This window comes from Streptomyces sp. NPDC044719 (assembly GCF_056433405.1).
Genome location: NZ_JBWKHE010000009.1, coordinates 348,470 through 372,169 on the forward strand (window position 1 = coordinate 348,470; position 23,700 = coordinate 372,169).

The following is a 23,700-nucleotide window of genomic DNA, read 5'->3' on the forward strand; positions in this document are numbered from 1 at the left end:
CATGAGCAAGCCCACCGTGGTGCTGCTGCACGGCGTCGGGCTCGACCACACCATGTGGGAGCCCACCGCCGTACTCCTGGCCGACCGCTTCACCGTGCTCACCCCCGACCTGCCGGGCCACGGCACCCACCCGCCGGCGAGCGACGGGGTGACGCTCACCGACCTCGCCGACGGCGTGGTCGACGAGATCCCGCCGGGTTCGCACCTGGTCGGATTCTCGCTGGGCGCACTGGTCGCCCAGCAGGTGGCGCTGCACCGCCCGGAGCTGGTGGCCACGCTGACCTCGGTCAGTGCGGTGTGCGAGCGTACGGCCGAGGAGCGGGCGTCCGTACTGGACCGGCTGCGCACGGCGGAGACCGACTTCCCGGCGAGCGCGGCCGCGTCCCTGAAGCGCTGGTACGACGGGACCGACGTCGGCCCCGAGCTGGTGGCCCGCACCGAGGCCACTCTGCTCGCCAACGACATCGCGTCCTTCCTCAACTGCTACCGCGTGTTCGCCACGGCCGACGCCGGCCTCGCACCGCACCTGGCCGCCATCGCCGTCCGCGCGCTGGCAGTGACGGGCGAGAACGATCCGGGGTCCACCCCCGAGATGACCCACCGGCTCGCTGCGGCGCTCCCCGACTGCCGCGCGGTGGTCATCCCCCAGGCGCGTCACATGCTGCCCGTCGAGCGCCCCGAGGCGTTCGCCGACTGCCTCACCACTTTCATCGGAGAGTGCGCACATGTCTGACCTCACTACGTCGCGGCACTTCATCGGCGGGACATGGGCCGAGCCGATGTCGGGCGAGTACTTCGAGAGCAGCAACCCGGCCACCCGCGAGGTCCTCTACCGGGCCGCGCGCGGCAACGCCGCCGACATCGACAAAGCCGTGGCCGCCGCGAGGAAGGCGTTCGAGGATCCGCGCTGGCGCGACCTGAGCCAGACACGGCGCGGACACCTGCTGCGGCGCCTGGGCGACCTGATCGCCGCGAACGCCGAAGAGCTGGCCCGCATGGAGACGCAGGACAACGGCAAGCTGCTGCGCGAAATGCGCGGGCAGCTGGCCACCCTGCCGGAGTACTACCACTACTACGCCGGACTGGCCGACAAGATCCACGGCGACTTCATCCCCACCTCCGACCGGCAGGTACTCAACTACACGGCCCGCGAACCCCTCGGCGTGGTCGGGGCGATCACGCCCTGGAACTCCCCGCTGACGCTGACCAGCAGCAAACTGGCGCCCGCGCTCTGCGCAGGCAACACGGTCGTGATCAAGCCCTCGGAGTACACCTCGGCGACGGTGCTCAGACTCGCCGAGCTGGCACTCGAAGCGGGCTTCCCGCCGGGTGCGGTGAACGTCGTCACGGGGTTCGGTGCCGAGGCAGGACAGGCCTTGGTCGACCACCGCGACCTCGCGAAGATCTCCTTCACCGGCAGCACCGCCACGGGGGCGCGTATCGCGGCCGCGACGGCGAGTCGTTTCATCGGTTCCACGCTCGAACTCGGCGGCAAGTCGCCCAACATCGTCTTCGAGGACGCGAACATCGCGAACGCGGCGATGGGCGTCGTCGCCGGTATCTTCGCCGCCGCCGGGCAGACCTGCATCGCGGGAAGCCGGGTGTTCGCGCACCGGTCCGTCTACGACGAGCTTCTCGAGCGGGTCTCGGAGCGCGCCCGGACCATCGTCATCGGCGACCCCCTGGACGAGAGGACCGAGCTCGGCCCGCTGGCCTTCGAGGACCAGCGCGACAAGGTCGCCGGGTACGTGGACCTCGGCCGCGACGAAGGCGCCCGGGTGCTGACCGGTGGCCGGGCCACCGACGGCGGCCTCGGCGGCTGGTTCTACGAACCGACCGTCCTCGTGGACGTCGACAACGGCATGCGCGTCGTACGGGAGGAGATCTTCGGCCCCGTCCTTGCGGTCATGCCGTTCGACACCGAGGACGAGGCCGTGCGTCTGGCCAACGACACCGACTACGGACTCGCGGCCGGCGTCTGGACGACGAACCTCTCCCGGGCGCATCGCATGGCGGCACGTCTGGACGCCGGCACCGTGTGGGTCAACACCTACCGGGCCATGTCCCCGATGTCACCGCGTCAGGGCTTCAAGACCAGCGGCGTCGGCGTGGAGCACGGCACCGAGACCATCAAGGAGTACACGCGGCTCAAGAGCGTCTGGATCAACACGAGCGAGGAGCCCGTGGCCGACCCGTTCACGATGCGGAGCTGACATGCCACAGGTCGCCATCACCCTCGCCGAGGGCCGGACCCCGGAGCAGGTCCGGGAGCTGATGCACGAGGTGCACAGCGCGGTCCTGCGCACCGTGGACACCCGGCCCGAGTACATCCGCGTCGTCGTCCACGAAGTCCCCCGGACGCACTGGGCCACCGGTGACGTCACCCTCACCGAGCTGGACGCCGCCGGCGCCTCGGTTCCCACAGCACACGAGGAGCAGTCATGAGGTTTTCGTTGTTCGTGCACATGGAGCGCTGGGACGAGGAGGTCAGCCACCGGCAGCTCTTCGAGAACCTCTCCGAGCTGGCCCTGATGGCCGAGGCCGGCGGGTTCGCCACCGTGTGGATCGGCGAGCACCACACGATGGAGTACACGATCTCCCCCAGCCCGATGCCGCTGCTCGCCCATCTGGCCGCGAAGACCTCGACCATCCGCCTGGGCGCCGGGACCATCATCGCCCCGTTCTGGCATCCGCTCAGGGCCGCCGGTGAATGCGCGCTGCTCGACGTCATCAGCAACGGCCGGATGGAGGTCGGACTAGCCCGGGGTGCCTACCAGTTCGAGTTCGACCGGCTGGCGGACGGGCTGCCGGCCGCCGACGGCGGGAAGCATCTGCGCGAACTGGTACCGGCTGTACGGGCGTTGTGGCGGGGTGACTACGCCCACGACGGTGAGATCTGGCAGTTCCCGACCTCGACCAGCGTCCCCAAGCCGGTGCAGCAGCCCAACCCGCCCATGTGGATCGCCGCCCGCGACCCCGCCTCCCACGACTTCGCGGTGGCGCAGGGCTGCAACGTCATGGTGACGCCGCTGATGAAGGGCGACGAGGAAGTCGTTGCCCTCAAGGCCAAGTTCGACACCGCGGTGGCCAACCACCCCGAGGTGCCACGCCCCGACCTGATGGTGCTGCGGCACACCCATGTCCACTCTCCCGACGAGCCCGACGGCTGGCGCCCGGCCGCGGAGGCGATCAACCGCTTCTACCGCACCTTCGATGCCTGGTTCGGCAACAGGACCACACCGCAGAACGGGTTCCTGCCGCCCAGCCCGGAGTCGAAGTTCGAAGACCGACCGGAGTTCCTGCCGGAGTCGCTCCACAAGACCGCGATGATCGGCACCCCCGCCGAGATCATCGAGCGGCTGCGCGCCTACGAGGAGCTCGGCGTCGACGAGTACAGCTTCTGGATCGACACCAGCCTGTCGCACGAGGAGAAGCGCACGTCCCTGGAACTGTTCATCAAGGAAGTCGTACCGGCCTTCCAGTGAGTCGATACCACCATCACCGCATTCGTTGTGACCAGGATCGATAGTTGGCACAAGGCAACGCTGGTGACCTGCGCTGAGGCCAATTACCTTCAGCGGCTGGAGATACGGAATCAGAGAGATAGTTGGCACTTTGGTACAGCGCAGGTCACGGGGCGTGTCGCCGTGTTGCGGGTCATGACGTTGTTGACGCCGTTGGTTATCGGATCTCGTTGTCGGGATGCTGCGCGTCGTAAGCCTGGCGGGCATGGGCGATGGTGTCTCGGTGCTCGAGCGACCAGTCGGCCAGTGCCTTGGCGAGGTTGGTCAGGATTGCGCCGGTCTCGGTGAGTCGGTAGTCGACCTGGGCAGGCCCGGTTGGGTAGACGGTCCGAATTAACAGCCCGTCGCGTTCCAGCCGGCGCACGGTCAGCGTCAGCATCCGCTGAGAGATTCCATCGATGCGCGCTGAAGTTGCCGCGGATCAGGACTGCAACTGCTGCGGTCTGCACATCGAAGCTCTGAATCCGCGACTTCTACTTCGAATTCTGCTGTTCGATGGTCGGGGCACTCCGGCAAGAGCATGCTGTGCGCCATGAAGACGAAGCGATTGAGGCTCGCCTCGCTCCCTGCGGGCGGGACTGTCGAACACGCGATGCTTCTGTGCGAGTCGCAGTGCTGTACCGACGGTGTACATCTCCGCACAGAGAAAAAGCGTACTGCGGCCTTCGATGACACCAGCCCGGCTGCGGGGTCGAACCGATGACTCATCCGACACGCAGGGTACTCCCGCGAAGTCTCGCCCCGCTCCCCGAAGAGTCACTGCCTGGGTATGTACTCCGGCTCGCCTACCGGCTGGACCGCTCGCCCTGGCGCATCGGTGAGCTGTGCGGGTTGGGCACCTTCCAGACAGCCATCGCCCACCGCAACTTGCGCGCTGTTCCGGCTGCGGTCTCAGCACAGTTCTCAGCGGCGGCTGGACTGCGGATGGAGGAAGTCGCCTCCATGACCATGCAACGGTTCGCTTCAACCTACCCCCTGCTCCAGCGGGTGCAGACAGATGCAGCGTTCACGGGACGTAGCGCATTAGTAAACTGGGCGGTGAACCCTTCCACCAGATTCTGCCCCGAGTGTCTTCGTGGCAACGGCAGTCCGGTCCAGGCTGCATTCGGCGGCGCGTGGAACATCCGCTGGCACCTCCCGATGTCCTTCGCGTGCTTGCAGCACCACCGCCTCCTGCGCACCGTGTGCCCGTCCTGCTCAAACCCTCTCAACACGAACAACAACAGCTCGGGGACAGTCAGGTTGATCAAGCTGCCGCGCGTCACAGGCCTCCATCCACTGCAGTGCCGCCACATTCCGGCCGATCAGATCGGCAAACGCGCCTTCAGGACCGCCACCGCATGTGGTGCACGACTCGATGAGGTTCTCGATCACGACGGCAGGTTGGACAGCAAGGATCTCGGCGGTCTACTCGCTCTGCAGCAGCTGTTGGATCAGGAGCTAGCAGCAAATGAGCAGCCTGCTCGGTTGTCTCGCCCTGCCGACAAGTCGTTCTTCCCGGACTTGGTCATGGCAGCCCATCTCGTCAGACTCAGCTGGCCGGTCGGGGAAGCACTACTGCCGTCGCAAGCCCTGGCGGCGCTGGTCGACACGCACTGCGCACCGGTCCCGCCGCCCGCCCCCGCACAGCGCGGCGCATCGTCGCCCCAAAGACACCGCGATACCCGGTACACCCCTACCGACCCTGCCCAATGCGGGGCCCTCCTGCTAGCGGCCCACAACCTACTAGGCGATCGAAACCTCGCGTCCCTCTACGAACGCGTCCAGCCCCTGGCTCGTGAGGCCTACCGGCGGCGCATGAATTATGTCAGCAAACTGCTAGGCGACACAGATATCTCCATCTCGCTTGCCCGTGCCGCAGCCCGGCGCGTATACGGTCACTCAAACAGGGCGAACCCTCGCCTAGCACCGAGCAGTCATCGATACCTCATCCAAGATGTTCCCGCATTCTTGCCTCAAGCACTCTTTGACAGGCACTTCACTCCCCTAACCAGGCGGCTGCCCTACATTACCCGCGAGTTGCAACGCTACCTACGCAGGGCCGCATCACTGAGGCTCGCTGAGCTCATCACGAGGGCAACCTGGCGCCAGTGCGCACTCCTCGTGGGAGTCCCTGAGGAAAGTGCCCGGATAGCACTCAACGTCTTGGGGCGTGAGTTCTCCAATGCTAACCTGTGGCCAGTATTCGAGGACGTGGTCGATCGCATCGCTCAGGAATGGCATCACAGCGAGAACCGTGTTAACTACGCCAGACGCCGACAGCTGATGGCCCAGTGGCGTCTACCAGAAGCAGACCACGCCGCGATGTGTGAGGACCTCCGTAAACTGCGCGCGCTGCGCACCCAAAGAGACCCCTCTCCACTCGGCATCCTGATATGGAGTAACGTCACACAAGCCGAGTACCGCCACAGTCCGATCCTCCAGGATATGCGCCGCTCTGGCAGCGGAGGAAGAAGCCTTACCTTGGTCATCCACCGGCTCATCAGCCCAGCGTCGCCAGGGGGCCCAAGCGAGACGATCCGCCAACGAGTCGACAAGTACGCCAGTCAACTCGCCACCGCCTGCGACCGAGGTCATGCGCTACACGTCTCAGTGAGCGACGTACTGCAAGCCGACAACGCGGTCTCTGCCAGCCAGCGGGCACCGCTGTGACGCCGCGCCCCCTGCCTCAGAGTCCCCGCTCCGCCGCCCGAGGGGATACCGGCCGGGTTACCCACCTTTGGCCGATTTTCGGTTGCCGTCGCCGAGGTCACCCGTGGGACGACCAAGACGACAACCCGTTCGACCATGCTCATGGGCGCCGTGCACTGAGCGGCTGGCGCTACACCTCGAGGATCGGCTGGCGCCGGCCAATCGGCCCTTGCTTCATGGCGTGAGAACCCCCATTCGCCAGGCTGGGCCGGGCAGCGCCGGGCGCCGTTACGGCTAGAACGCCGCCCCGCGCTCCAAACGACGGCAGTTCCAGGCCCCCCTGCCTTAGCCAGTTCCTGGCGTGAAGGAGAGAAACACGCACCCATTCACTCGTACGTGTGACACACCAAAAACTAGCCGTCACAGGGGAGTTACGGCGCCGTACCGTCATCGTGCTCTTTCAAGTTGGACCATACTGACAGAGGCGGTCAGGGGCAGACTTTTACTGATGAACTCGGCTAGTTTTACATGGCGTTGGTCTTCGGGATCGGCAACATCCCCCGGTCCTGCGTGGTCAGATGCGTGTCGCCTTGAGGACCTTGCGCTTCTGTACACCGAATTCTCGGACTACGTTGAGGTATTGGACCTCGACGAGAAGTGGCCCGCGCGCTGGACGACGACGTGGAAGTTCGGCCATTCTCCGGTAGCCATCCCGGTGCGTGGCCTGGATCAGGTGAGTATCGGACGGAGCGTTCCTGTGCGCCGCTTCACGTGGCGCACGGACCAGTTCCACCGGCCGGGGCTGGAGTACCTGATGGCGACGGACCGGCACCATGGCTTTGAGAGCTATGAGGAAGAGTGTCTGCTGCTGGTCTCCGACTTCGCCGCGGGTCTCGTGGAGGCCCTGTCTCAGCCGTTCCGGCTGAGGTTCTTCGCCGAGGGGAAGGCGATCACGCACACGCCGGACTTTCTGTTGGTGACTGACTCCGGGGTTTTCCTGATCGATGTACGTCCGGCCGGCCAGATCAAGGCGGAAGACGCGTTGAAGTTCGCCGCTGCAGCGGAAGCCGCGCTGTCAGCGGGCTGGCGGTACGGCGTCGTGGTGGGGTGGCGACAGCATGTGCTGACCAACGTGGACGCGCTGTCGGCGGAGCGGCGCCCGCTGCCAGATGTGCTCGGAATCCAGGCGCAATTACAGGAGGCGGCCGCGCAAGCGCCTTTACCGTACGGAGAGTTGGTCGAGCGCTGCTGCCTGCCGGCGATCGGCCGGGCGCACGCGATCCATTTGCTGTGGAATCGGCACCTCGGCGTGGATCTCTCCGTGCCGTTCGGGAACGCCAGCCTTATCCGGCTGGCTCCGCAGCAACGACACCGGAGGCTTGAGCGGTGAGCACCGCAGTGGAGGCCATGTGGACGCTGGAACCGGGCGCAGAGCTGATCGTCAGCGGCGCCGCATGGCGGATCCAGTCCTGTCTGCCCCACCTGGGTCGGGTTACGCTCGTCGACGACGACGGCGGGTCGTGGAAGACCTCAGTGAGCGAACTGATCCATCGTCCGGACTGCCGCCCTTCGACTCGGACCCGCATGGATCTGCCGGCCGCTGACCGGGGTCGCCAATCGAAGTCGATGGACGACCTGAATCCGGTGGAGCGCACCATCGTCATGCTCCGGCTGGAGCACCTGTGCGAGGTCGAGACCGGCTACCGGAGCGGCGACCCGCTTGCCGCGCTGCCGCATGAACCACGCCCGCAGTACGACCCGGACACTACGACGCTCACCCAGCGTCGCCTCGCGAAAGTACAGGAACTACGCCGTGCCGCTGCTGAAGCACCCACACAGGCGAAGGCGAACGGCCTGCACCGGGTGAGCCTGCGCACCCTGGTGCGCTGGGACATCGGACGGGGCAAGTACGGTCCCGTAGGCGTGGCAGATGACCGGTGGTTGCGGGAGGCAACCGGCCACCAGATCTCTCCCGAACTGCGCGAGGCCCTGTACGCGGTGCACGCCGAGGCACAGCACCGCTCGAAACTGACCATGCGGGAGAAAGAACGCCTCATCCACCAGTACATGCGCGAGGTGTTCGGCTCGGCGGACGCCAAGTCCGCCGACGAACATCATGTGGAGATCCCCCGATCTGCGGATGCCAAGCCCGCTGATGCTCAGCACGTGGAGATCCCCGGATACGACACCCTGCGGGCCATCTGGAGGGAGTGGTTCGGCTCCAACGGGGCTCGGCAGCGTTATGCGCGCTCGGCGGCGAAGGCGAAGGGGTACGCGACGGGCCGGCACGTCGTCGTGCACCGGCCCGGACAGGTGGTGGCCCTGGACACCACGGTGCTGCCGGTCAAGGTCCTGGAGAACGTGTTCGGCGATCCAGTGTCGGTGTACCTGACGCTGGCTTTGGATGTCTACACGCGCTCGATCGTCGCGTTCCGGCTCAGTCTCGTCTCCGACACCTCGATGGACGTGGCGATGGTGTTACGGGACATGATGATGCCGCTGCCGATGCGTCCGGACTGGGGCGAGGACATGGAATGGGCCTACCCTGGTGTCCCTGGCACGGTGGTCGCGGACTTCGCCGGGCATGAGGTGGCCGGGCTTCCGTTCTTCGCCCCCGAGACCGTCACCACCGACCATGGTGCCGTCTACCGCAACCATCATCTGGTTGAAGTACAGCGGGTTATCAAAGCCAACATCAAGCCCAGTCGCGTGCTGCGTCCCACCGACAAATGGTCGGTGGAACGGACGTTCGGCGCCATCCAGTCACTGGTGTTCGGCATCCTGCCCGGCTATCAGGGCGTGGACACCGCCGACCGCGGCGTAGACCCGGAGGCCGACGCCTGCCTGACGATGGCGGAGCTGGAACATCTCATCGCCACGTGGATCGTGAAGGTCTGGCAGAATCGGCGCTTCGACTCGTACGCGCCGAGTTGGGACCCAGGCGGCGCTCACAGTCCCAACAGCCTGTTCGCCGCGGCCATGGCCCAAGGCGGCTTCGCACTGCGGATTCCGTCTGCCGAGCTGTACTACCAGTTGCTGCCGCGGCACAAAGTCATGATCCACGGCAAGCGCGGCGTGAAGATCAAGAACCTCTGGTACGACGGCGACGCCCTGGATCCCTACCGCGGTGAGCTCTCGCGTCGCGGTGGGCGGCACAAGAACAGATACATCATCCACCGCGACCCGCGCGATCCGTGCTTCGTGTTCTTCCAGGACCCCCGCACGCATGACTGGCACACTCTGCGCTGGACGGGGCTGCCCGACGAGGGCAAGGTGCCGGCTTTCAACGACGCCCGGGTACGCGAGGCCATGCGGGAGCTGCGCCGACGGGGCCTCGCGCCCAAGGCGGACACCGAACTACTCCCCGTACTGCTGGAGTTGATTGGGAAGAAAGTCCCGGTCGACCAATGGCCGACGCAGTTGTCGAAGAAAGAGCGCACCGAGCATGCACGTGAGGTGGCTCAGGCGGCCGCGGCAGCAGCCGACCGCCCCACAGGCGCCACAGCCAAGAAGAAAGCCAAGCAAGAAGCAATGCCTTCACCCGTCGTCGCCGTTCCGACAGTTCGAGCCGGCTCCGGCGACGGCAAGGTCGTCCCCCTGCGCTGGAAGGAGCGCGCTCAGCAGGGCGAGGATGCGGTGACCCGCGAACGCCGACGCCGCCGGGAGGCCGCTGTGCCCGAGCAACCCGCTCCGCCCCAGGATCTGTCCGAACGGCTGCGTGCCTCAAGTTTTATGGCCCTGCCTGATGACGACTTCGACGATGAGGAACCTGGCCAGCCGACCGCCAGGACCGAGGAAGAAGCCAGCCAGTGAGCCTCGAATGCAGCAATCCTTCCTTCCTGCCCGGACCCCCGCTGGATCGCACCACCTGGGAAGGCTGGCAGCGCTGGTGCGAGACCCGCAAGGACTTCATTCCCGCTCCCGTACTCACAGCAGAGGAGTTTGCTCGCATGTCACGACGCCAGCAGCGCCTCTACAACCTGTACCGGATCGCCACGCACAGCAGCCTGCCAATCGAGGCCACCCCGATGAGCGAGAGAGTCGCCAACGCGGTACGAGCCAGGGTCGAGGAAGGCGCCTTCAGCCACAAGGCCGGCACGCGCGGCGGGATCATGGTCAATGGGGACGGCGCCCAGGGCAAGACGGAAACAGTGTGCGAGGCGATGGCGCTCTTCATGGAGGAGTGGCTGCACTTGCACAACTACATGAACCCGGATGCGATGCCCGGCACTCGCGATCTGGTCGCACCGGTCGCCTACGTGCGCTGCCCGGTGAAGGCCACGCCCATCTCCACCTGTCAGCGCATCCTCGACTTCTACGGCGAGGACTACAAGGGCATGCGGCTTGAGGATCTGATCCGCACCGTCAAAACGGCGATCATCGAGCACGCCACGAAGGCGCTTGTGATCGACGACATCACCCGCCTCAAGCTCCATCGCGAAGCCGATCAGGACGTCCTGGACCTGATCCGCGAGATGATGAGCATGCCCGTCACGCTCGTGCTCGTCGGCGTCGGCATCCCCACTTCAGGGCTGTTGCGTGATGGCAGTCGTGATCCGAAGACGGGTGAGTGGATCTATCCGCCGGTGAGGGACCGCGGCCGCAGCCCCAACGACCACGCCGCCAGTCAGCACGAGCGCCGCTTCCAGGTGGTCGATCTGGGTCCTTTTCGGTACGGCACTGCAAAGGAGATGAAGGCCTGGATTACCCATCTGCGCGGACTGGAGGGCCACATGCGGCTCCTGGCGGACACCAAAGGCATGCTGACCGACGGCGACATGCCGGAGTACCTGTTCCGCCGCACCGGGGGCATCGTAGGAGTACTGGAGAAGCTCATCCAGCGCGGGCTGCGACTCGCCATTGAGGACGGCAGCGAGCGGCTGACGAAATGCCTTCTCAACCAGTTCACCGTAACTCCCGGCGACATGCCCGACCTCGACGCCGCATCCGGCGAACAGCCCACTATCCCGCCACACGAAGCAACGGCGAAGAAGAAGCCCAAGGGCCGCAACACCGTGTTTGACGACGTTGGTCCGGAAGCCGCCGGGTCGGCGGGGTGAACCGGCTGGAGAGCCGGGCACTAGCCCGCAGCCTGGCCCCGTTGTCTGAAGAGTCGCTGCCCGGATTCCTGCTCCGACTCGCCTGCCGACTGGAACGGTCGCCTGCCCGCATCGGCAAGTTGTGCGGGCTCAGCACCATGCACCGTCGCCTGCCCGCCGACTATCTGCTCACGTTGCCTCCGCAGGCCGCTGCCGCCCTCGGTGAAGCCACACGGCTCTCCTCTGCCGAAGCACAGGGGCTCACCCTCGCTGGGTCGGGGCTCGCCTCGACATACGCGCCGCTCCGCACGACCCGTCTGGACCAAGGTCGTAACCATGCCGCCGCGCGACGGCGCTGGGCGATCAACCTGTCCAGCCGCTTCTGCCCCCAATGCCTGACCGGCAACGGAAGCCCAGTACAGGATGCACTTGGTGGTGCGTGGAAGCTCCGATGGCACCTCCCCGTCGTGTTCGCCTGTACCAAGCACGCGACGCTGTTGTCCAGCGCCTGCCCACAGTGCGGCAATCTGGCCAACCGGCCCCCCGGAACGGAACGCTCCGGCCTGCTCATGCAGCGGGCCGCGATCGGGCTCCATCCGGCACAATGCCGTCAGCCGCTGGACAGCGCCCGCTCGGCCACGACCGAGAGCCACCGCTGTTGCGGAGCCCGGCTCGATCGGTCACCCAGCAAGGCACCGATGATGACGCCCGAGGAACTTGATCGCGTTCTCGCTCTCCAGCTCCGCATCGAACGGAACCTGTTCACCGGGCCTTCCCACCGCACAAAGAATGATCCCTACTTCTTCCTCGATCTGGTCGCCGTCGCTCATCTCATCAAATGCAGCTGGCCGTTAGGTGCTCCCCTGGTCGGCTCGGCACGCTTGTGCTCACTGATCGACAGCCATGCAACGGTAATCGCCCGGCAGCTGGATCAGGCGCACGACCGGGGCCAACGGTCATCCAGCCCGTGGCCTGCTCCTGACGATCCAGCTCAATGCGCCGCCCTCCTCGTTGCGGCCGCCCAGGTTCTCAGCCACCGGGATGAAGGCGATGCAGAGTTCCGGGACCGAGTGCAGCCGCTGGCGCGCACAGCATTCGAGCGGCTGACGCCGAACCAGGCCGCAGGCTTCCGTCGTATGGATTTCTCACCGGTTCTCGCCCGTGCACTGGCTCGTAAGTTCAACGGCTTTTACCAGGCGGGCGGCCACCGTGGCTCCAGCCTCAGAACACCATCGCGGGAGTGCCTCTTCCGTATCGAGCACGTTCCAGCGTTACTGCCCACAGCAAGTGCGGCCCTTCACTTCACCCCGCTCCAGGAACGCATGGGTCCCCTCACAAACTGGAATATCCGCCATCTACGCCGGGCCACCTCACTGAAACTTGCAGAGATGGCGGCAGGTGGCACGTGGTCCGAGTGCGCTGAAGCCCTCGGTATTCCCTGGGCCACAGCACAGCAGAGCCTCAGAGTCCTCAAGCAAGTACTGGATCCGACGAAGTCGCGGGCGGAATTCGACCGATCAGTTGAACGAATCGCCTGTGACCTGGACTCAGATCCACAACGCATCGACTACGCGAAGCGACGTCGCGCTTTGCACTCTTGGCGCCTGTCCGAAGCAGCATGGAGCGAGCTGTCCGATGGACTCAATACGTTCAGTGGCGCACCGACCTCGCCTAGCCCGGCAGCCGCGACCGTCTTGGTTTGGGCTCAAGTCACTCAAGGCGACTACCTGCACAGTCCTGTTCTCCGTGACCTGCGTGCGTCCGGAGGCGACACCAAGTACGTGGTCGCCAGCCTGAACCAGGTCCTCCGAGCTGCCTGCCGGCGTAAGGGGGAGAAAGCACTGCTGGCTGATCGGCTGGGGCATTTCGCAAGTCGTCTGGCACTCGTGTGCGATCAGACGCGCGGCAGCCAGCTCATTACGGACGCTGTCCTTGCTGAGCAACATGTGCAGGGCCGAGAGGAAGAAGGGGCTACCTGGTGGCTCGGGGTTCGCTGACCGCCAGAATCATCAGCCTGCAACCATGCTGGAAACTGTTGGCGGTTCGGCCCAAGACAACCCCCCTAGGTCGAGGCGGCGGCGTGCCCGGGTCACGGCTACGTATGCGAGGCGTGCGTCAGCGTCCTTGATGGGCTCCGGAATTGGGCGGCCCTCGGCGTCGCATTGGTCAGTGTCCTTGGGCGGTGGAAAGTCCTCACCGATGCGGACGGTCTGCCATTCTCGGCCCTTGGCCTTGTGGGCGGTGGACACAATGACGTCAGCACGGTCCTCGCCGGTGAGCTCGTTGACCGCGGTGAGAATGGCGTCCGGACCATGCGTGTTGACGAGGTCGACGAAGGGCTGGAGGTCTCCGCCGGCGGGGTCGTACGCCGCGTAGTCCTGCACATCTCCCCAAGACGCGAAGAGGACGAGCTCCGGATGGCTGGTGCGGCGGCCTTCCTTGAGGTCACGAGCCGCCAGGGCAAGTGCGGCAAGCGTGTGGCCACCGCGGGCCAGAGCGACTCGGCGGCCTGCGGAAAGGAGACGCATGACTTCGGCCATGGCGCCGATGTTGGTGCGGCACAGCACCGCGTGCGGGTGGGTGACGTCGCCGACCTCCGTAGGGATGGATTCGCTGCCGGTGAGACGGATGGGTGCCTCGGCGAGTTCGAGCCAGTGGTTGGCATGCTCGGCGAGACGTGGGCCGAAGCGGAAGGAGCAGGTCAGCGTGAGGGCAGTGGCGTCGAAGTCAGTCATCACGTCGCGTGCGCCGCGCCAGCCGTAGATGGCCTGGGCAGAATCGCCGACCATGACGAGTTGGGCATGATCGCGTTGGGCGTTGAAGACATGCTCCAGCACCGGGTTGGTGTCCTGGGCCTCGTCGAGGAAGAGGAAGTCCGCTGCCATCTTGGGCTCAGTCAGGGCCCACATCTTCAGGTAGTGGTCGTGTTCGAAGCGGACCACGCCCTGCTCGGGATCCTGTAGATCGGCCCAGGCCTTGGTCGCGAACGGCATGACGACGTCCGTTAGCTCGGCGTGTTCGTCGTTCGCCGTCAGTCGGCGAAGGCGCGGCACGTGGTGGCGAGCCAGAGCTCGATCGGCGGAGTAGCAGAAGCGTGTCACGGTTCGTAGCGCCGTGTGGGAGAGCGTCTTGTGACTGATCTCGTGATCACCGATGCGGACGGGCCGGGTGATACCGAGGGCCTGGCCGGTCTTCCAGGCTGGTTGGCGTGGGCCGTTGAGTCGACTCACATAGCGGTGCCCGAGCGCCGCATACGCGGTCGCATGGGCCGTTTTGCACATCACTGTGCGGGGGAAGCGTGCGGCGGCGTCACGAGCGATGTCTTTGTTGAAGGCCAGGTAGCGACCGTGGCGTTTTGTACTGGAGGCGAGCATCGCGAGGGTGGTCGTCTTCCCGGTACCGGCTCCCGCTTGCAGGACGAGGTGGTGTCCCGCCCGGAAGGTGTCGGCGGCTCGGACTTGTTCGTCGGTCGGGGTAGGCACAAGGGCTCCTCAGGAAGAGGCGGAGCAGGACGGAGCGCTGAAACGGGCTGTTGTGACGGCTGGGGAAGGTCCTCGAGTTCATCAGCTCCCACGGTGCGGTGCGCGGTCAGCTCGGGGTGCCTTGCTGCCATAGCCAGCAGGCGCCCGGCCTCGGGCGAGCGTCGGGAGCCGGGTGCGGATGTGCTCGTGGTGGAGGAGCGGGTCGAAGGGCTCCCATTCGACCAGCGCCACATCGGCGGCCGTCGGAATGGCGGCGTGCTCAGGGCAGCGTTGAGCCCGCCAGCGAAGTTGCTCTGCGTAGGACAGACCGGTGAGTGAGTAGACGGCCATGAACTCGCCAGGCAAGGGAAGCTGGCCGTGCGATGTGGTGGAGGGCAGGAGAGTCCAGACACCTGCCCGCGTGTCATGGGTGAGGAGTGGGCTGGTGCAGCGGTGACGTCGGCGGGTCTGGGCAACGCACTGGATTTCGTCCACGGGGTGATTGGCGAGGTAGCGGAGATACAGGAGCTGCACGACGGGACGGGCCGGACGGCAGGTAGTGCTCGCTGACGCTTTGGTGTCCGGCAGGGCGGGAGGGGGAACGAATGCGCCACTGTCGATCAGGCGACGGGTGTTGACCGCCAGAGCGCGACGCAGCCCTGTCAGTTCCGGCGCGGCCGGATTGGTGTCGCGAGCCGGACACACCATGGCGTGCGGCAGGCGGCACCAGCCGCTGCCGTCCCCTGCCGGATGTGCGACGCCACCGCTGACGTGCCAGTGGCACGATGGCGGCACTTTCTCAGCAGGCAGCTCGTGAGGATGCAGGCGGACGGGCCGTTCGTTGGTGCTGTGGTACCACTCGATTCGGTTGCCGCAATCCCGGCAGCGGTCACCCTGACCGCATCGCAGCAGACGGCTTGCGCTGTCGCTGCTCAGGCGCAGGGAACGCCTCCTACGGACATGGAAGAGGCTGCCGTCCCAATGGCGTGAAGGAAGGGGTGTTGATCGCATGCGGGCGAACCTGCCAGGCAACACGCCGACCAGCCGGCGTCACACCGCTCATGTCCCCCGGACTGCCGCATCTGATGACACTGATTTTCGAGCGCCCGAACACGGGTTCGTAGCCAGTCACCGATCTGGGCGGATGGCAACCGTCGCTCTCAATCCCCGTCACCCGTCGGCGTGCTTGGGGGGCTGATGCCCATTACACAGGGCGGCGAAGAGTTCATCGAGAGGGGTGTTCAAGGCATGCGCAAGGGCATGCCAGGACTTCAGAGTCCCAATCGTGCGGCCCTGCTCGATCTCGATGAGCGTGCGCCGGGCGAGTCCGCTGCGGGCAGCAAGCTCGTCATAGCTCCATCCGCGGACCGCCCGGAGGCGCGCGAGCTCCAGGCGCAGGGCCTCGAAGTCCGGATCGGGCGGGAAGATCGTCACCTGACCATCCGACGGGGCAGACCACTGCCCTGTCAGTGCAGACCTCTGCCCTATTTCTGCCGGTGAGGATGCGAGCGAGAGGGCAGAGGTCTGCACTACCGTGTGCGGCCGTCGCTCTCGCACGAGAGGACGACAGCGCGGGATCGATTGGGAGGAGCGCGCGTTCCATGAGACTCCGTACAACACGCTCAGCGACGCAGCGTGCCTGGACAGTGGAACTGCGGACCGGTTCAGGCGGGCCGCAGCTTGTTTGTCAGCAGTGCGGCCACGGGGGAATGGTTCTCGTGGCCGCCTCCGCGCGCTCAGCGGCGCTCGAGCATCTAGTGGGACATGCCCGGCGTGACGCTCTGCCGTCATACATGCGGATCTGCCAGTGCCGTGAGCGAGGCTGCCGCTGGCACCCACGCCACCGTGGCTGTGCAGGACCTGTCCGTCTACTTCTCACCCGCGAGCGGGGCGGCCGCCTCTGGCGGCTTGCGGATGCATGTACGGCATGCGCGTCGGTGACGGAACAGGCCGCCGTGGTGCCTGAAAGCGTCCCGCGTGTGACCATGACGTCTTCCGGAAGCAGCGTCGCGCGGCGTCGCAACCGGCGGCCCAAGGGTCCGGGTGACCAGATTCGGGTGCGCGAGATGCTCAGCTACCTGGCCGCTGCCCTGCCCAGCCACACCGGTGCTGCGGCCCGGCTGCTCGCCGTGCAGTGCGCCCTACGCATGGATTCAGAGGCGAAAGTCCGGCTGGCGGCCGGCGTGATGCGCAGTCTTCGTCTGGGCCGTGACCCGCTTCCGTGGAGGGAGTTGGAGCAGTCACGTTGGCTCCGCAGAACGCTTACTGCGACAGGGGCAGCCGACGGCGTGGTTACCGCCCAGCTCCTAGACGGCGTGTTGTTTACTCAGAGTCCCGCGCGTCCGGACCGCAGGAGCGCCGCTGACTGGGCTCTCCGTATGGCGAGCGGTGGATGTATGGCCGCCGGCAACCTGCCTCTGCGGCTTACCGCTCTCTGCCTTGCGGCGCACACAGATGCCTCCGCTGGTCGAGGATGTGCCGAGTTGGAGCGGATCGCGCGTGAGTGCGGACTCGTTCCCGCGGAGCTCATCCCTGTGCTCGATCGGTTGGCCACATGTCTCATCGGCTGGCACGTTGTCTCCAGCTCGGGAGATCTGCACTGGGAACTGCTGCCGGAGGCATCGGTATCAGCGGACAAGCGGTCGATGCGGCACCAGGGTGAAACCGGAGAGCGAAGGGAAAACAGCCATCTCACGCTCGCCGGCATCGACCTACCGCTGGAAGGGCAGTCACCCCGGTCCGAGCAGGCAATGTAGGGGCGGCGCCAGCCATCCCTCGTGGAGCTCTTCTTTCACGACGGCGGCGCGGGTACTTCTCGTGCCGCGGTGCAAGCTCCGCCAGCTCGCGCTCTCCTCCGCCCTGCACCGGGCACGCGCCTCGGCGTCGGCAAAGCCGTGGGAGAACGGTACCCGCCAGGTGTGTACCGCGCGCAGCTGTGCCCGGCGCAACTGTGGGTGTCGATCTGCCCTCATGCGTGGGGGTCCGTGACGACGCTCGCGGGGCCCACAGCGAGCACGCTTCAGCCCTGGCTCCGAGCCTCGTCCAGGTGGTGGTCCTCGAGGGCGACGTCCGTTATCTGGTAACAACACGACTGGCCACGCACCAGACATGACAACAAACTTGTCCAACTGGTGACAGCTACCGTGTCCGGTCAGCAACGCCGAGCACCCGTCGGGTCTCGACGGCGATCTGCTGTGTCTCGCCGGTTGCGACCACGAGGACCGGGACACTTCTCACCGCCTGATCGATGCGGCGGAGGCCTTCCCGCATCAAATCCTCCAGTTCGGGGACGAGTAGCCCGCCTCGTACACCGAGAACAGTCAGGGCCGAGCAGATCTCCTCGCGAACCTCGGGTTGGTCCTCGCCGATCTCGCCGGTGAAGACCAGCGCGTCCAGCCGGTCCAGCGAGGCGGCCATCGAGGCGATGCCCCTGCGGCAGCTGAGTGTGAACGTCGCCAGCGCCAACGCGGCCGCGGCATCACCCTCCGCGCGGGCGCGCACCAGGTCCCGGGTGTCTCCTGAGGTACCGGAGAGGCCGAGCAGACCGGAATGCCGGTGAAGTGTGTCATCCAATTCGTCCGTGCTCAGACCGTGCCGCCGCTGCAGCCACAGCAGCGCGCCGGGGTCGAGGCTGCCGCTGCGCCGGCTCATCACCAGGCCCTCCAGCGGAGTGAGGCCCATGGTGGTGTCCACGCTGTGTCCGTTCCGGACGGCGCAGGCCGAGCAGCCGCCGCCCAGGTGCACGAGCACGACCTGGAGGTTGTCGACGGGTCGGCCCAACGCCTGCGCCGTCCTTTGCAGCGCCCACGAGTAGGAGAGCCCGTGGAAGCCGTACCGGCGCAGCCCGTATTCGGCTCGCCATCGCTCCGGCACGGCGTACGTGCGCGCCTGTGCCGGCAGATCCTTGTGAAAGACAGTGTCGAAGCAGGCGACATGAGGAACGTCGGGCAGGAGTTCCCGTGCGGCATCGACCACACGCAGGGCAGGGGTCACGTGCAGCGGCGCGAGATCGGCGACGTCCGCCAGCAGAGCCCGTACGGGTGTGTCGATCAGCGTATGTCCAGTCAGGTGCGGACCGCTGTGGACGATGCGGTGACCAACCGCCGCAGGAGCGGGCACCTCGCTGAGGAAGTTCCGCAGTTCCGCCGCCGCAGCAGGCCCCGGAGGCTCCGAGGCGTCTCGCTCCGCCACCCGTTCACCGTCCGCCGCGAACAGAGCGATGTGGAGGCTCGAAGAACCGGCATCGAGGACCAGTACGTGACCATCACGGCTCTCGTGGGAGCGGTCAGCTCTCATCACACACCTCCAGTGCACCTGCGTCCTCCGGCACGGTGCGCCCGCCACGGAGTGCGCTCTGCCCTCATGGTCGGCCTGGGTCAGGAAGACGCCGATGTCCCAGCCGCCGTCCTCCAGGCGGTGCCGACGTTCCGGCCACGTCGGACACGTCGACCTGCTCGCTCGCCGCAAGGGGGCACCATCGGTGTCCGCCTGGCGGTGCGGCGGCGCGGTTCCTCCCGCAGGCCGGGGCGAGGTCCCGGGCCGAATCGGAGGGCAGACCCCGGGTCGGCGCCAGGACGGGCCGCAGGTTCCTGCCGTTTGTATCCGCGTCGGGTTACCTGGTGGTGCCTGCTGCATGGCAGGCCTGTCGTGCTCCGCCGCTTCCCCAGGCTGCCACGACAGGGAGGGATCCGCCCGTCCACCCGTTCGCCCAGCACGCAGCGCCTGCGGGCCGGGGCACTCCTAACATGCTGACTGTGCGACCCATTCTCCCGAAGATCGAGGGCGGCCGGGTACAGGGCCTCCTACAGCTCATCGAGGACGGCATCCACCTCGTCGTCGCGGCGCTCCTCGTACTGCTCGCGGGGATCCTGACCGTCGGGGTCGTCCATGACGTCATCCGGTCGGTCCAAGGGCCGTACCGCGAAGAGACGGTCGTTCTCTCCGCCCTGGACAGCAGCCTGGTGCTGTTCATCGTGGCCGAGCTGCTCCACACAGTCCGCCTCACCATCAGGAACCGGACCCTCGACGCGGAGCCGTTCCTCGTCGTCGGCCTGATTGCCGGCATCCGCAAGGTGCTCATCGTGACGGCCGAGGCGGAGAAGTCCTTCCGGTGGAACGTAGAGGGGATCGAACTGCTCGTCCTGGCGGGGCTGATTCTCGTGATGGCGACAGCGGTGTACGTGTGGCGGCGCTCGACACGGCCGGGAGACTACGGCCCGCTCCAGGAGGCGCGGCGCTCACGGTCGCCGGAACCGTCACCCACCCCGGTGCGCGGGTCCTGATCCGTCACCTTCCCCAGCCACGGCCGCCCGCACCCGTTGCTCCTCGCGAGCTGAGCTGACGTCCCGTTCCAGGGGTGTGCGGCCCACTGCTGCCGCGAGGTCCTCCAGGGCCCGCTTCTGCAGCTCTGCCCCGCGCCGAAGCACCGGGCTCCGGTCCCCGGCGGCGCCCTCCCACGCGTGGAGCGCCTCCTCCACGCGCCCCCAGTCCGGATTCCTGTGCTCACGCACATCGACCGCCGCCCGCGCGGTGTCTGCCTCCAATGCCTCGGCGAACCGCTCCGCCTCGGGGGCGAAACGACTGCCGGCCCGCGGGACGTGGCTCTCCATGAGCATCGCCGCCCGGTCAAGTCCCTGGAGCGCCTCCTGCGCCTCCTCCGCCTCGCGCGATGTCAGACCTCTGGGGCCGACCGGTTCCTGCCTTGCCTGGTCGTAGGCCGCCTGCCAGGCGGCGCGTGCCTCCCTGCTCGCCAGCAAGGCCCTGCGCATGTCGGCGCGATGCTCCCGGGTCGGTTCGGCGTAGCTGCGGAGCACTGCGGCCGCGTAGCGGCCGTCGGCGGCGAGCCAGTCCGCCAGTCGGCCCAGCAGCCGGGGAGTCTCCCATGCGGGGAACACCACGTACGCCAGCATCGCCAGGGCCCCGCCGAGCAGGGTGAGCACCACCCGCTCCGGGACCGTCTGCTCCCATGCCTGGCCGCCCATGCCGAGCAGGAAGACGACGTACGCGGCAGTGAAGCACTGGGAGTAGGCGTAGCCGGTACGGAGCAGCGTGTACGACAGGGCCGCCGAGACCACCGCCAGGGCGCCGAACACAGGGGCGTCCGGGCCCAGGGCCTGCACCATGCCGGTGGCGAGCGCGACCCCCGCCAGGGTCCCGGCGAGACGGCCCACCGCACGCGCGTACGTCTGGTGGAAGTCCGGCCGCATCACCATCACCGAGGCGATGGGCGCCCAGTAGCCGTGCTCCAGTGGCAGCCGGGAAGCGATCAGATAGCCAAGCGTGGCCACTGCCGCCAGGCGGACTGCGTGCCGGAACACGGGCGAGTCCCGGCGGAGCTCCCGGCGGACCGCCCGGACGACGACCGGGAGCAGCCGGAGCATGGTCGGGCGCACCAAGAACTGGGCGCTCGCGGGCCCGGGCGGCGCAGGCGCCTTGTCGCGCGCCCCGCCGCTCCCGGCGATCTCCAACGCCTCGGCGAGCAGTTCCACGAGCCGTTCGGCGGCCTGGCGGGCGGGCCCCTCCAACACCTCGCCCTCCTCGTCGACGCGCAGGACCTCCGCGCTCGCGGGCGGCACCTCGGCGGGAGTGCCGCGGCGGATCGAACGGGCGGCCGCGTCCAGGACGTCGGCGGCCGCATCGAGCAACTCCCGTGCGCGATCCCGCCCGGATCCCTCCGCCGGGGCGCCGACGTCCGGGTCGGCGAGCGCGGCGACGACCGGCAGGATGCGCTCGGCGAGGCCCCGCGGGCCGTGGAGGACGGGGGGCCGGGTGCGGGCCTGTGATGGCGTCACGGCGGCCGCGTCCCGGGCCGTCATCAGCGGCTCCGGGTCGAACGGCGCGGTCGGGTCGTGCCGCAGCCGGCGGGCGTAGTCAGCCACGGCGGCCAGAGCTTCGGCCAGCGCGTCACGATGCGCCCCCCAGCGGCGAATCGGGAACAGCAAGATCAGCGCGGCCTGCGCCACGCCTCCGAGCGCGATGACCCCGGCGTGTTCCAGGGCCCGCCCGACGCTGGTGGGCAGGGTGATGGTCACCAGCATGCTGCCGACCGTCGTCGCTGCGACGATCCCAGCAGTCGATCCGAGGGACCACGCCATCCCCGCGGCAAAGGCCCATACGGCCAGCAGCGGGAGGAGCGTCACGAGTCGTCCCGCCGCCAGGTAGCCCACGAAGGTGCTGAGAGCCAGACCCGCGCCCGCGCCGAGCGCGATCACCTTGCGCGGACGCCAAGTGCGCTGGAAGGTGGCCGCACCCGCGGAGTAGGCACCGAGGGCGGCGGACGCGGCGTACGCAGGGGAGACCAGCCACAGCGCCGACCCGATGACGATCGCCACCCCAGCAGCCGTACGCAGCGCGAGCAGGGGCTCCAGCCGCGCCTCCTCGATCGTGAGCCCGGATCGCACGACCTCCCCGAAGGTCCGCAGCCACCTCACTCATGTGAGCCTAGCCGGAACGCCCTGCCGGGGCGCGTCGGCCGCGCCGCAGCCTCCTGACGGCACCGCGCTCGGCGGACGCGCACCCCCGAGCCGACCTCCCGGCTGTTGTGGAGCGGCCCCAATTCAGCGGGCGTTGATTGGTCCGGATGACTGCCGCAGGCGACCATGAGTCCCGGTACGCGGGACTCGGTGAGCTGCGATGCCGAACACGTGGCCGGGAGCCAGTTGTGCCGGTGTCGGTTCACTTCGAGGGCTGGTCACCGTGCTCGTCTTGGAGCGTGTGGCGCCGTTCCTGTTCGCGCTTGGAGTAGGCGGCTGCCCGGATCGCCTCGTCGCTCTCCAAGCCCGATCCCAGCGCGCCGCCCACGGTGGCGACCGAAGCGACGAACCAGGACAACGTCAAGTACTCCTCGGCGTGCAGTGGGTTTTGTGTCACGGAAGCGAACACTTGGTCGTTGAGGATGAACAGCGCCCACACCCAGTTGATGACCAGCAAACCCACGTAGCAGACGAGCACGCCGATACCCACGGTCACGACCGTCGAGGCGTTGTACAGCCGCGCCCTCTGCCTCGCCTCCGGCGAGCTCTCTGTTGATCGATGCCACAGCTCCGCGTCTATGATCAGCCAGCCGATCATGATCGCGACAGATCCGACCGTGGCAATCACGAGGCGCGGCGTGCTGAGGGACGCGGCCAGGGTCCAGACGGTGGAGTTTACGGTGGCGACCGCTCCCGTGGCGAGTGCGGCCGCCAGGGCTTTCGACAAGCCCGGCACCAACCGCCACGGCCGGTTGGCGCGGACCATACCGGCGAGCACCCGGAGGTAACCGCGCGGCCCGCCGACGACGTACCGAAGATCGTCGGTCTCCTTTTCATCGGTTCGGCCCGGATGAACAGGCGCGAGACGATTGACGAAGGGCCCCAGAAGCGGCTGACTTCGTGGAGGTCCTTCAGCCTCGGTAGTTCGCGGACCCGCCAAGCCGAGCACGGCTTCTTCGACGGCCCGCCGGGCCCTCGTCTGCAGCCGCAGGCCTCCCAGCGAAGGAAGAGAGAACAGCGCCAAGCCGTGTTCGTGGTTCAGATTCACAGCGAGCTTGCGCCCGTGTGAGTGCAGCGGAAGGTCGGTGAGGGCCACGACGATGTCCCAGTTCTCCGCACTCCCACGGTCCATGATCCGGCGCATCAAAGTGGGCGGGTCCTCCGTCCCGGAGGTGAAGGGCTCACTGACGACCTCGACGTCGAACCGACGCCCCTGGCCCGACTTGTCGGCGAGCCGAGCAGGAAGTGTCCGGGCCATGCGCTGCGCGATCTCCGTCGGCGCGTCCGGATCCGCCAGGAGAGCCACGACCGTAACGCCCTGAGACGACACCCGCATGAGCGGACCCTCCTAGTCGGCTGTCCCGCGGTCCCGAGTGCCCACAGACGCCGCCGAGGTAACGTCGACGCCGCGTGACACGCTGGCCTCCGCCAGCAGGTGGCAGGCAGTACGGCCGGACCTCCTCGTCTTCTCGGCACAGGGCCTGCTCCCACCACCGGGCCGGCATCGCTTGTGCCACCGCGGACACCCGCTCCGGCACGCACTGCACGCCGCGCCATCGACCACCCCGCTTCT

At 67.3% G+C, this 23,700-nt stretch carries 16 protein-coding genes and 2 pseudogenes; 10 read left to right on the forward strand and 8 right to left on the reverse strand.

Going from position 1 to position 23,700, the window contains the following annotated elements; all coding sequences use genetic code 11:
• Nucleotide 1: 1 nt before the first annotated feature.
• Genes AC07DF_RS33550 through AC07DF_RS33565 form a run of 4 tightly spaced genes read left to right on the forward strand, consistent with a single transcriptional unit; the run spans nucleotide 2 to nucleotide 3,485 of the window.
• Nucleotides 2-733: an alpha/beta fold hydrolase gene (locus tag AC07DF_RS33550; RefSeq protein ID WP_478979945.1), complete on the forward strand. Its 732-nt coding sequence runs from the start codon at nucleotides 2-4 to the stop codon at nucleotides 731-733.
• Nucleotides 726-2,213 (forward strand): aldehyde dehydrogenase, encoded by a 1,488-nt coding sequence (locus AC07DF_RS33555; protein WP_478979947.1) that lies wholly within the window; start codon nucleotides 726-728, stop codon nucleotides 2,211-2,213. The genes AC07DF_RS33550 and AC07DF_RS33555 overlap by 8 nt, the downstream gene beginning before the upstream one ends.
• Before the next feature lies 1 nt (nucleotide 2,214).
• On the forward strand, nucleotides 2,215-2,445 hold the full coding sequence (locus tag AC07DF_RS33560; protein ID WP_478979949.1) for a tautomerase family protein: 231 nt from the start codon (nucleotides 2,215-2,217) through the stop codon (nucleotides 2,443-2,445).
• Nucleotides 2,442-3,485, forward strand: coding sequence for an LLM class flavin-dependent oxidoreductase (locus AC07DF_RS33565; protein ID WP_478979951.1), 1,044 nt, complete (start codon nucleotides 2,442-2,444; stop codon nucleotides 3,483-3,485). The genes AC07DF_RS33560 and AC07DF_RS33565 overlap by 4 nt, the downstream gene beginning before the upstream one ends.
• A gap of 196 nt (nucleotides 3,486-3,681) precedes the next feature.
• Here AC07DF_RS33565 and AC07DF_RS33570 read toward each other — a convergent pair.
• A pseudogene (locus AC07DF_RS33570) lies at nucleotides 3,682-3,941 on the reverse strand (winged helix-turn-helix transcriptional regulator); the annotation flags it as partial.
• 282 nt (nucleotides 3,942-4,223) lie between these two features.
• Between AC07DF_RS33570 and AC07DF_RS33575 the strand changes: the two are divergent.
• Nucleotides 4,224-4,688, forward strand: a pseudogene (locus tag AC07DF_RS33575) (TniQ family protein); the annotation flags it as partial.
• A gap of 33 nt (nucleotides 4,689-4,721) precedes the next feature.
• On the opposite strand, the gene AC07DF_RS33580 reads toward AC07DF_RS33575, so the two are convergent.
• Entirely contained in the window at nucleotides 4,722-4,898 is a 177-nt protein-coding gene (locus AC07DF_RS33580) for a hypothetical protein (protein ID WP_388165623.1), read from the reverse strand.
• 1,897 nt (nucleotides 4,899-6,795) lie between these two features.
• Here AC07DF_RS33580 and AC07DF_RS33585 point away from each other — a divergent pair.
• The 4 genes from AC07DF_RS33585 to AC07DF_RS33600 are packed head-to-tail and all read left to right on the forward strand — an operon-like array spanning nucleotide 6,796 to nucleotide 13,191.
• On the forward strand, nucleotides 6,796-7,545 hold the full coding sequence (locus tag AC07DF_RS33585) for a TnsA-like heteromeric transposase endonuclease subunit (RefSeq protein ID WP_402074308.1): 750 nt from the start codon (nucleotides 6,796-6,798) through the stop codon (nucleotides 7,543-7,545).
• Between the two features lie 17 nt (nucleotides 7,546-7,562).
• Entirely contained in the window at nucleotides 7,563-9,968 is a 2,406-nt protein-coding gene (locus tag AC07DF_RS33590; protein ID WP_478980214.1) for a transposase, read from the forward strand.
• Entirely contained in the window at nucleotides 9,965-11,215 is a 1,251-nt protein-coding gene (locus AC07DF_RS33595; protein ID WP_478979954.1) for an AAA family ATPase, read from the forward strand. The genes AC07DF_RS33590 and AC07DF_RS33595 overlap by 4 nt, the downstream gene beginning before the upstream one ends.
• Nucleotides 11,212-13,191 (forward strand): TniQ family protein, encoded by a 1,980-nt coding sequence (locus AC07DF_RS33600; RefSeq protein WP_478979956.1) that lies wholly within the window; start codon nucleotides 11,212-11,214, stop codon nucleotides 13,189-13,191. Before AC07DF_RS33595 ends, AC07DF_RS33600 begins: the two co-directional genes overlap by 4 nt.
• A 12-nt stretch (nucleotides 13,192-13,203) precedes the next feature.
• Here AC07DF_RS33600 and AC07DF_RS33605 read toward each other — a convergent pair whose 3' ends face one another.
• The 4 genes from AC07DF_RS33605 to AC07DF_RS33620 form a co-directional block, all read right to left on the reverse strand.
• Nucleotides 13,204-14,676 (reverse strand): UvrD-helicase domain-containing protein, encoded by a 1,473-nt coding sequence (locus AC07DF_RS33605; RefSeq protein WP_466409617.1) that lies wholly within the window; start codon nucleotides 14,674-14,676, stop codon nucleotides 13,204-13,206.
• An 81-nt stretch (nucleotides 14,677-14,757) separates the two neighbouring features.
• Nucleotides 14,758-15,666 carry a DUF6083 domain-containing protein gene (locus AC07DF_RS33610; RefSeq protein ID WP_466359058.1) on the reverse strand — a complete coding sequence of 303 codons (909 nt, stop codon included), beginning with the start codon at nucleotides 15,664-15,666 and terminating at the stop codon, nucleotides 14,758-14,760.
• 159 nt (nucleotides 15,667-15,825) lie between these two features.
• Complete coding sequence (locus AC07DF_RS33615) at nucleotides 15,826-16,089, reverse strand: helix-turn-helix transcriptional regulator (protein WP_361298760.1); 264 nt, start codon at nucleotides 16,087-16,089, stop codon at nucleotides 15,826-15,828.
• A gap of 1,704 nt (nucleotides 16,090-17,793) precedes the next feature.
• Nucleotides 17,794-18,951, reverse strand: a complete 1,158-nt coding sequence (locus AC07DF_RS33620; RefSeq protein ID WP_478979959.1) for an acetate/propionate family kinase — start codon at nucleotides 18,949-18,951, stop codon at nucleotides 17,794-17,796.
• A gap of 449 nt (nucleotides 18,952-19,400) precedes the next feature.
• Here AC07DF_RS33620 and AC07DF_RS33625 point away from each other — a divergent pair, with 449 nt between their 5' ends.
• A complete protein-coding gene (locus AC07DF_RS33625; protein ID WP_359636259.1) occupies nucleotides 19,401-19,937 on the forward strand; it encodes a phosphate-starvation-inducible PsiE family protein in 537 nt (178 codons plus the stop codon).
• Here AC07DF_RS33625 and AC07DF_RS33630 read toward each other — a convergent pair.
• Nucleotides 19,911-22,085 (reverse strand): FUSC family protein, encoded by a 2,175-nt coding sequence (locus AC07DF_RS33630; RefSeq protein WP_361298753.1) that lies wholly within the window; start codon nucleotides 22,083-22,085, stop codon nucleotides 19,911-19,913. The genes AC07DF_RS33625 and AC07DF_RS33630 overlap by 27 nt on opposite strands.
• Before the next feature lie 244 nt (nucleotides 22,086-22,329).
• Complete coding sequence (locus AC07DF_RS33635; protein WP_402074313.1) at nucleotides 22,330-23,463, reverse strand: hypothetical protein; 1,134 nt, start codon at nucleotides 23,461-23,463, stop codon at nucleotides 22,330-22,332.
• Between the last annotated feature and the right edge of the window lie 237 nt (nucleotides 23,464-23,700).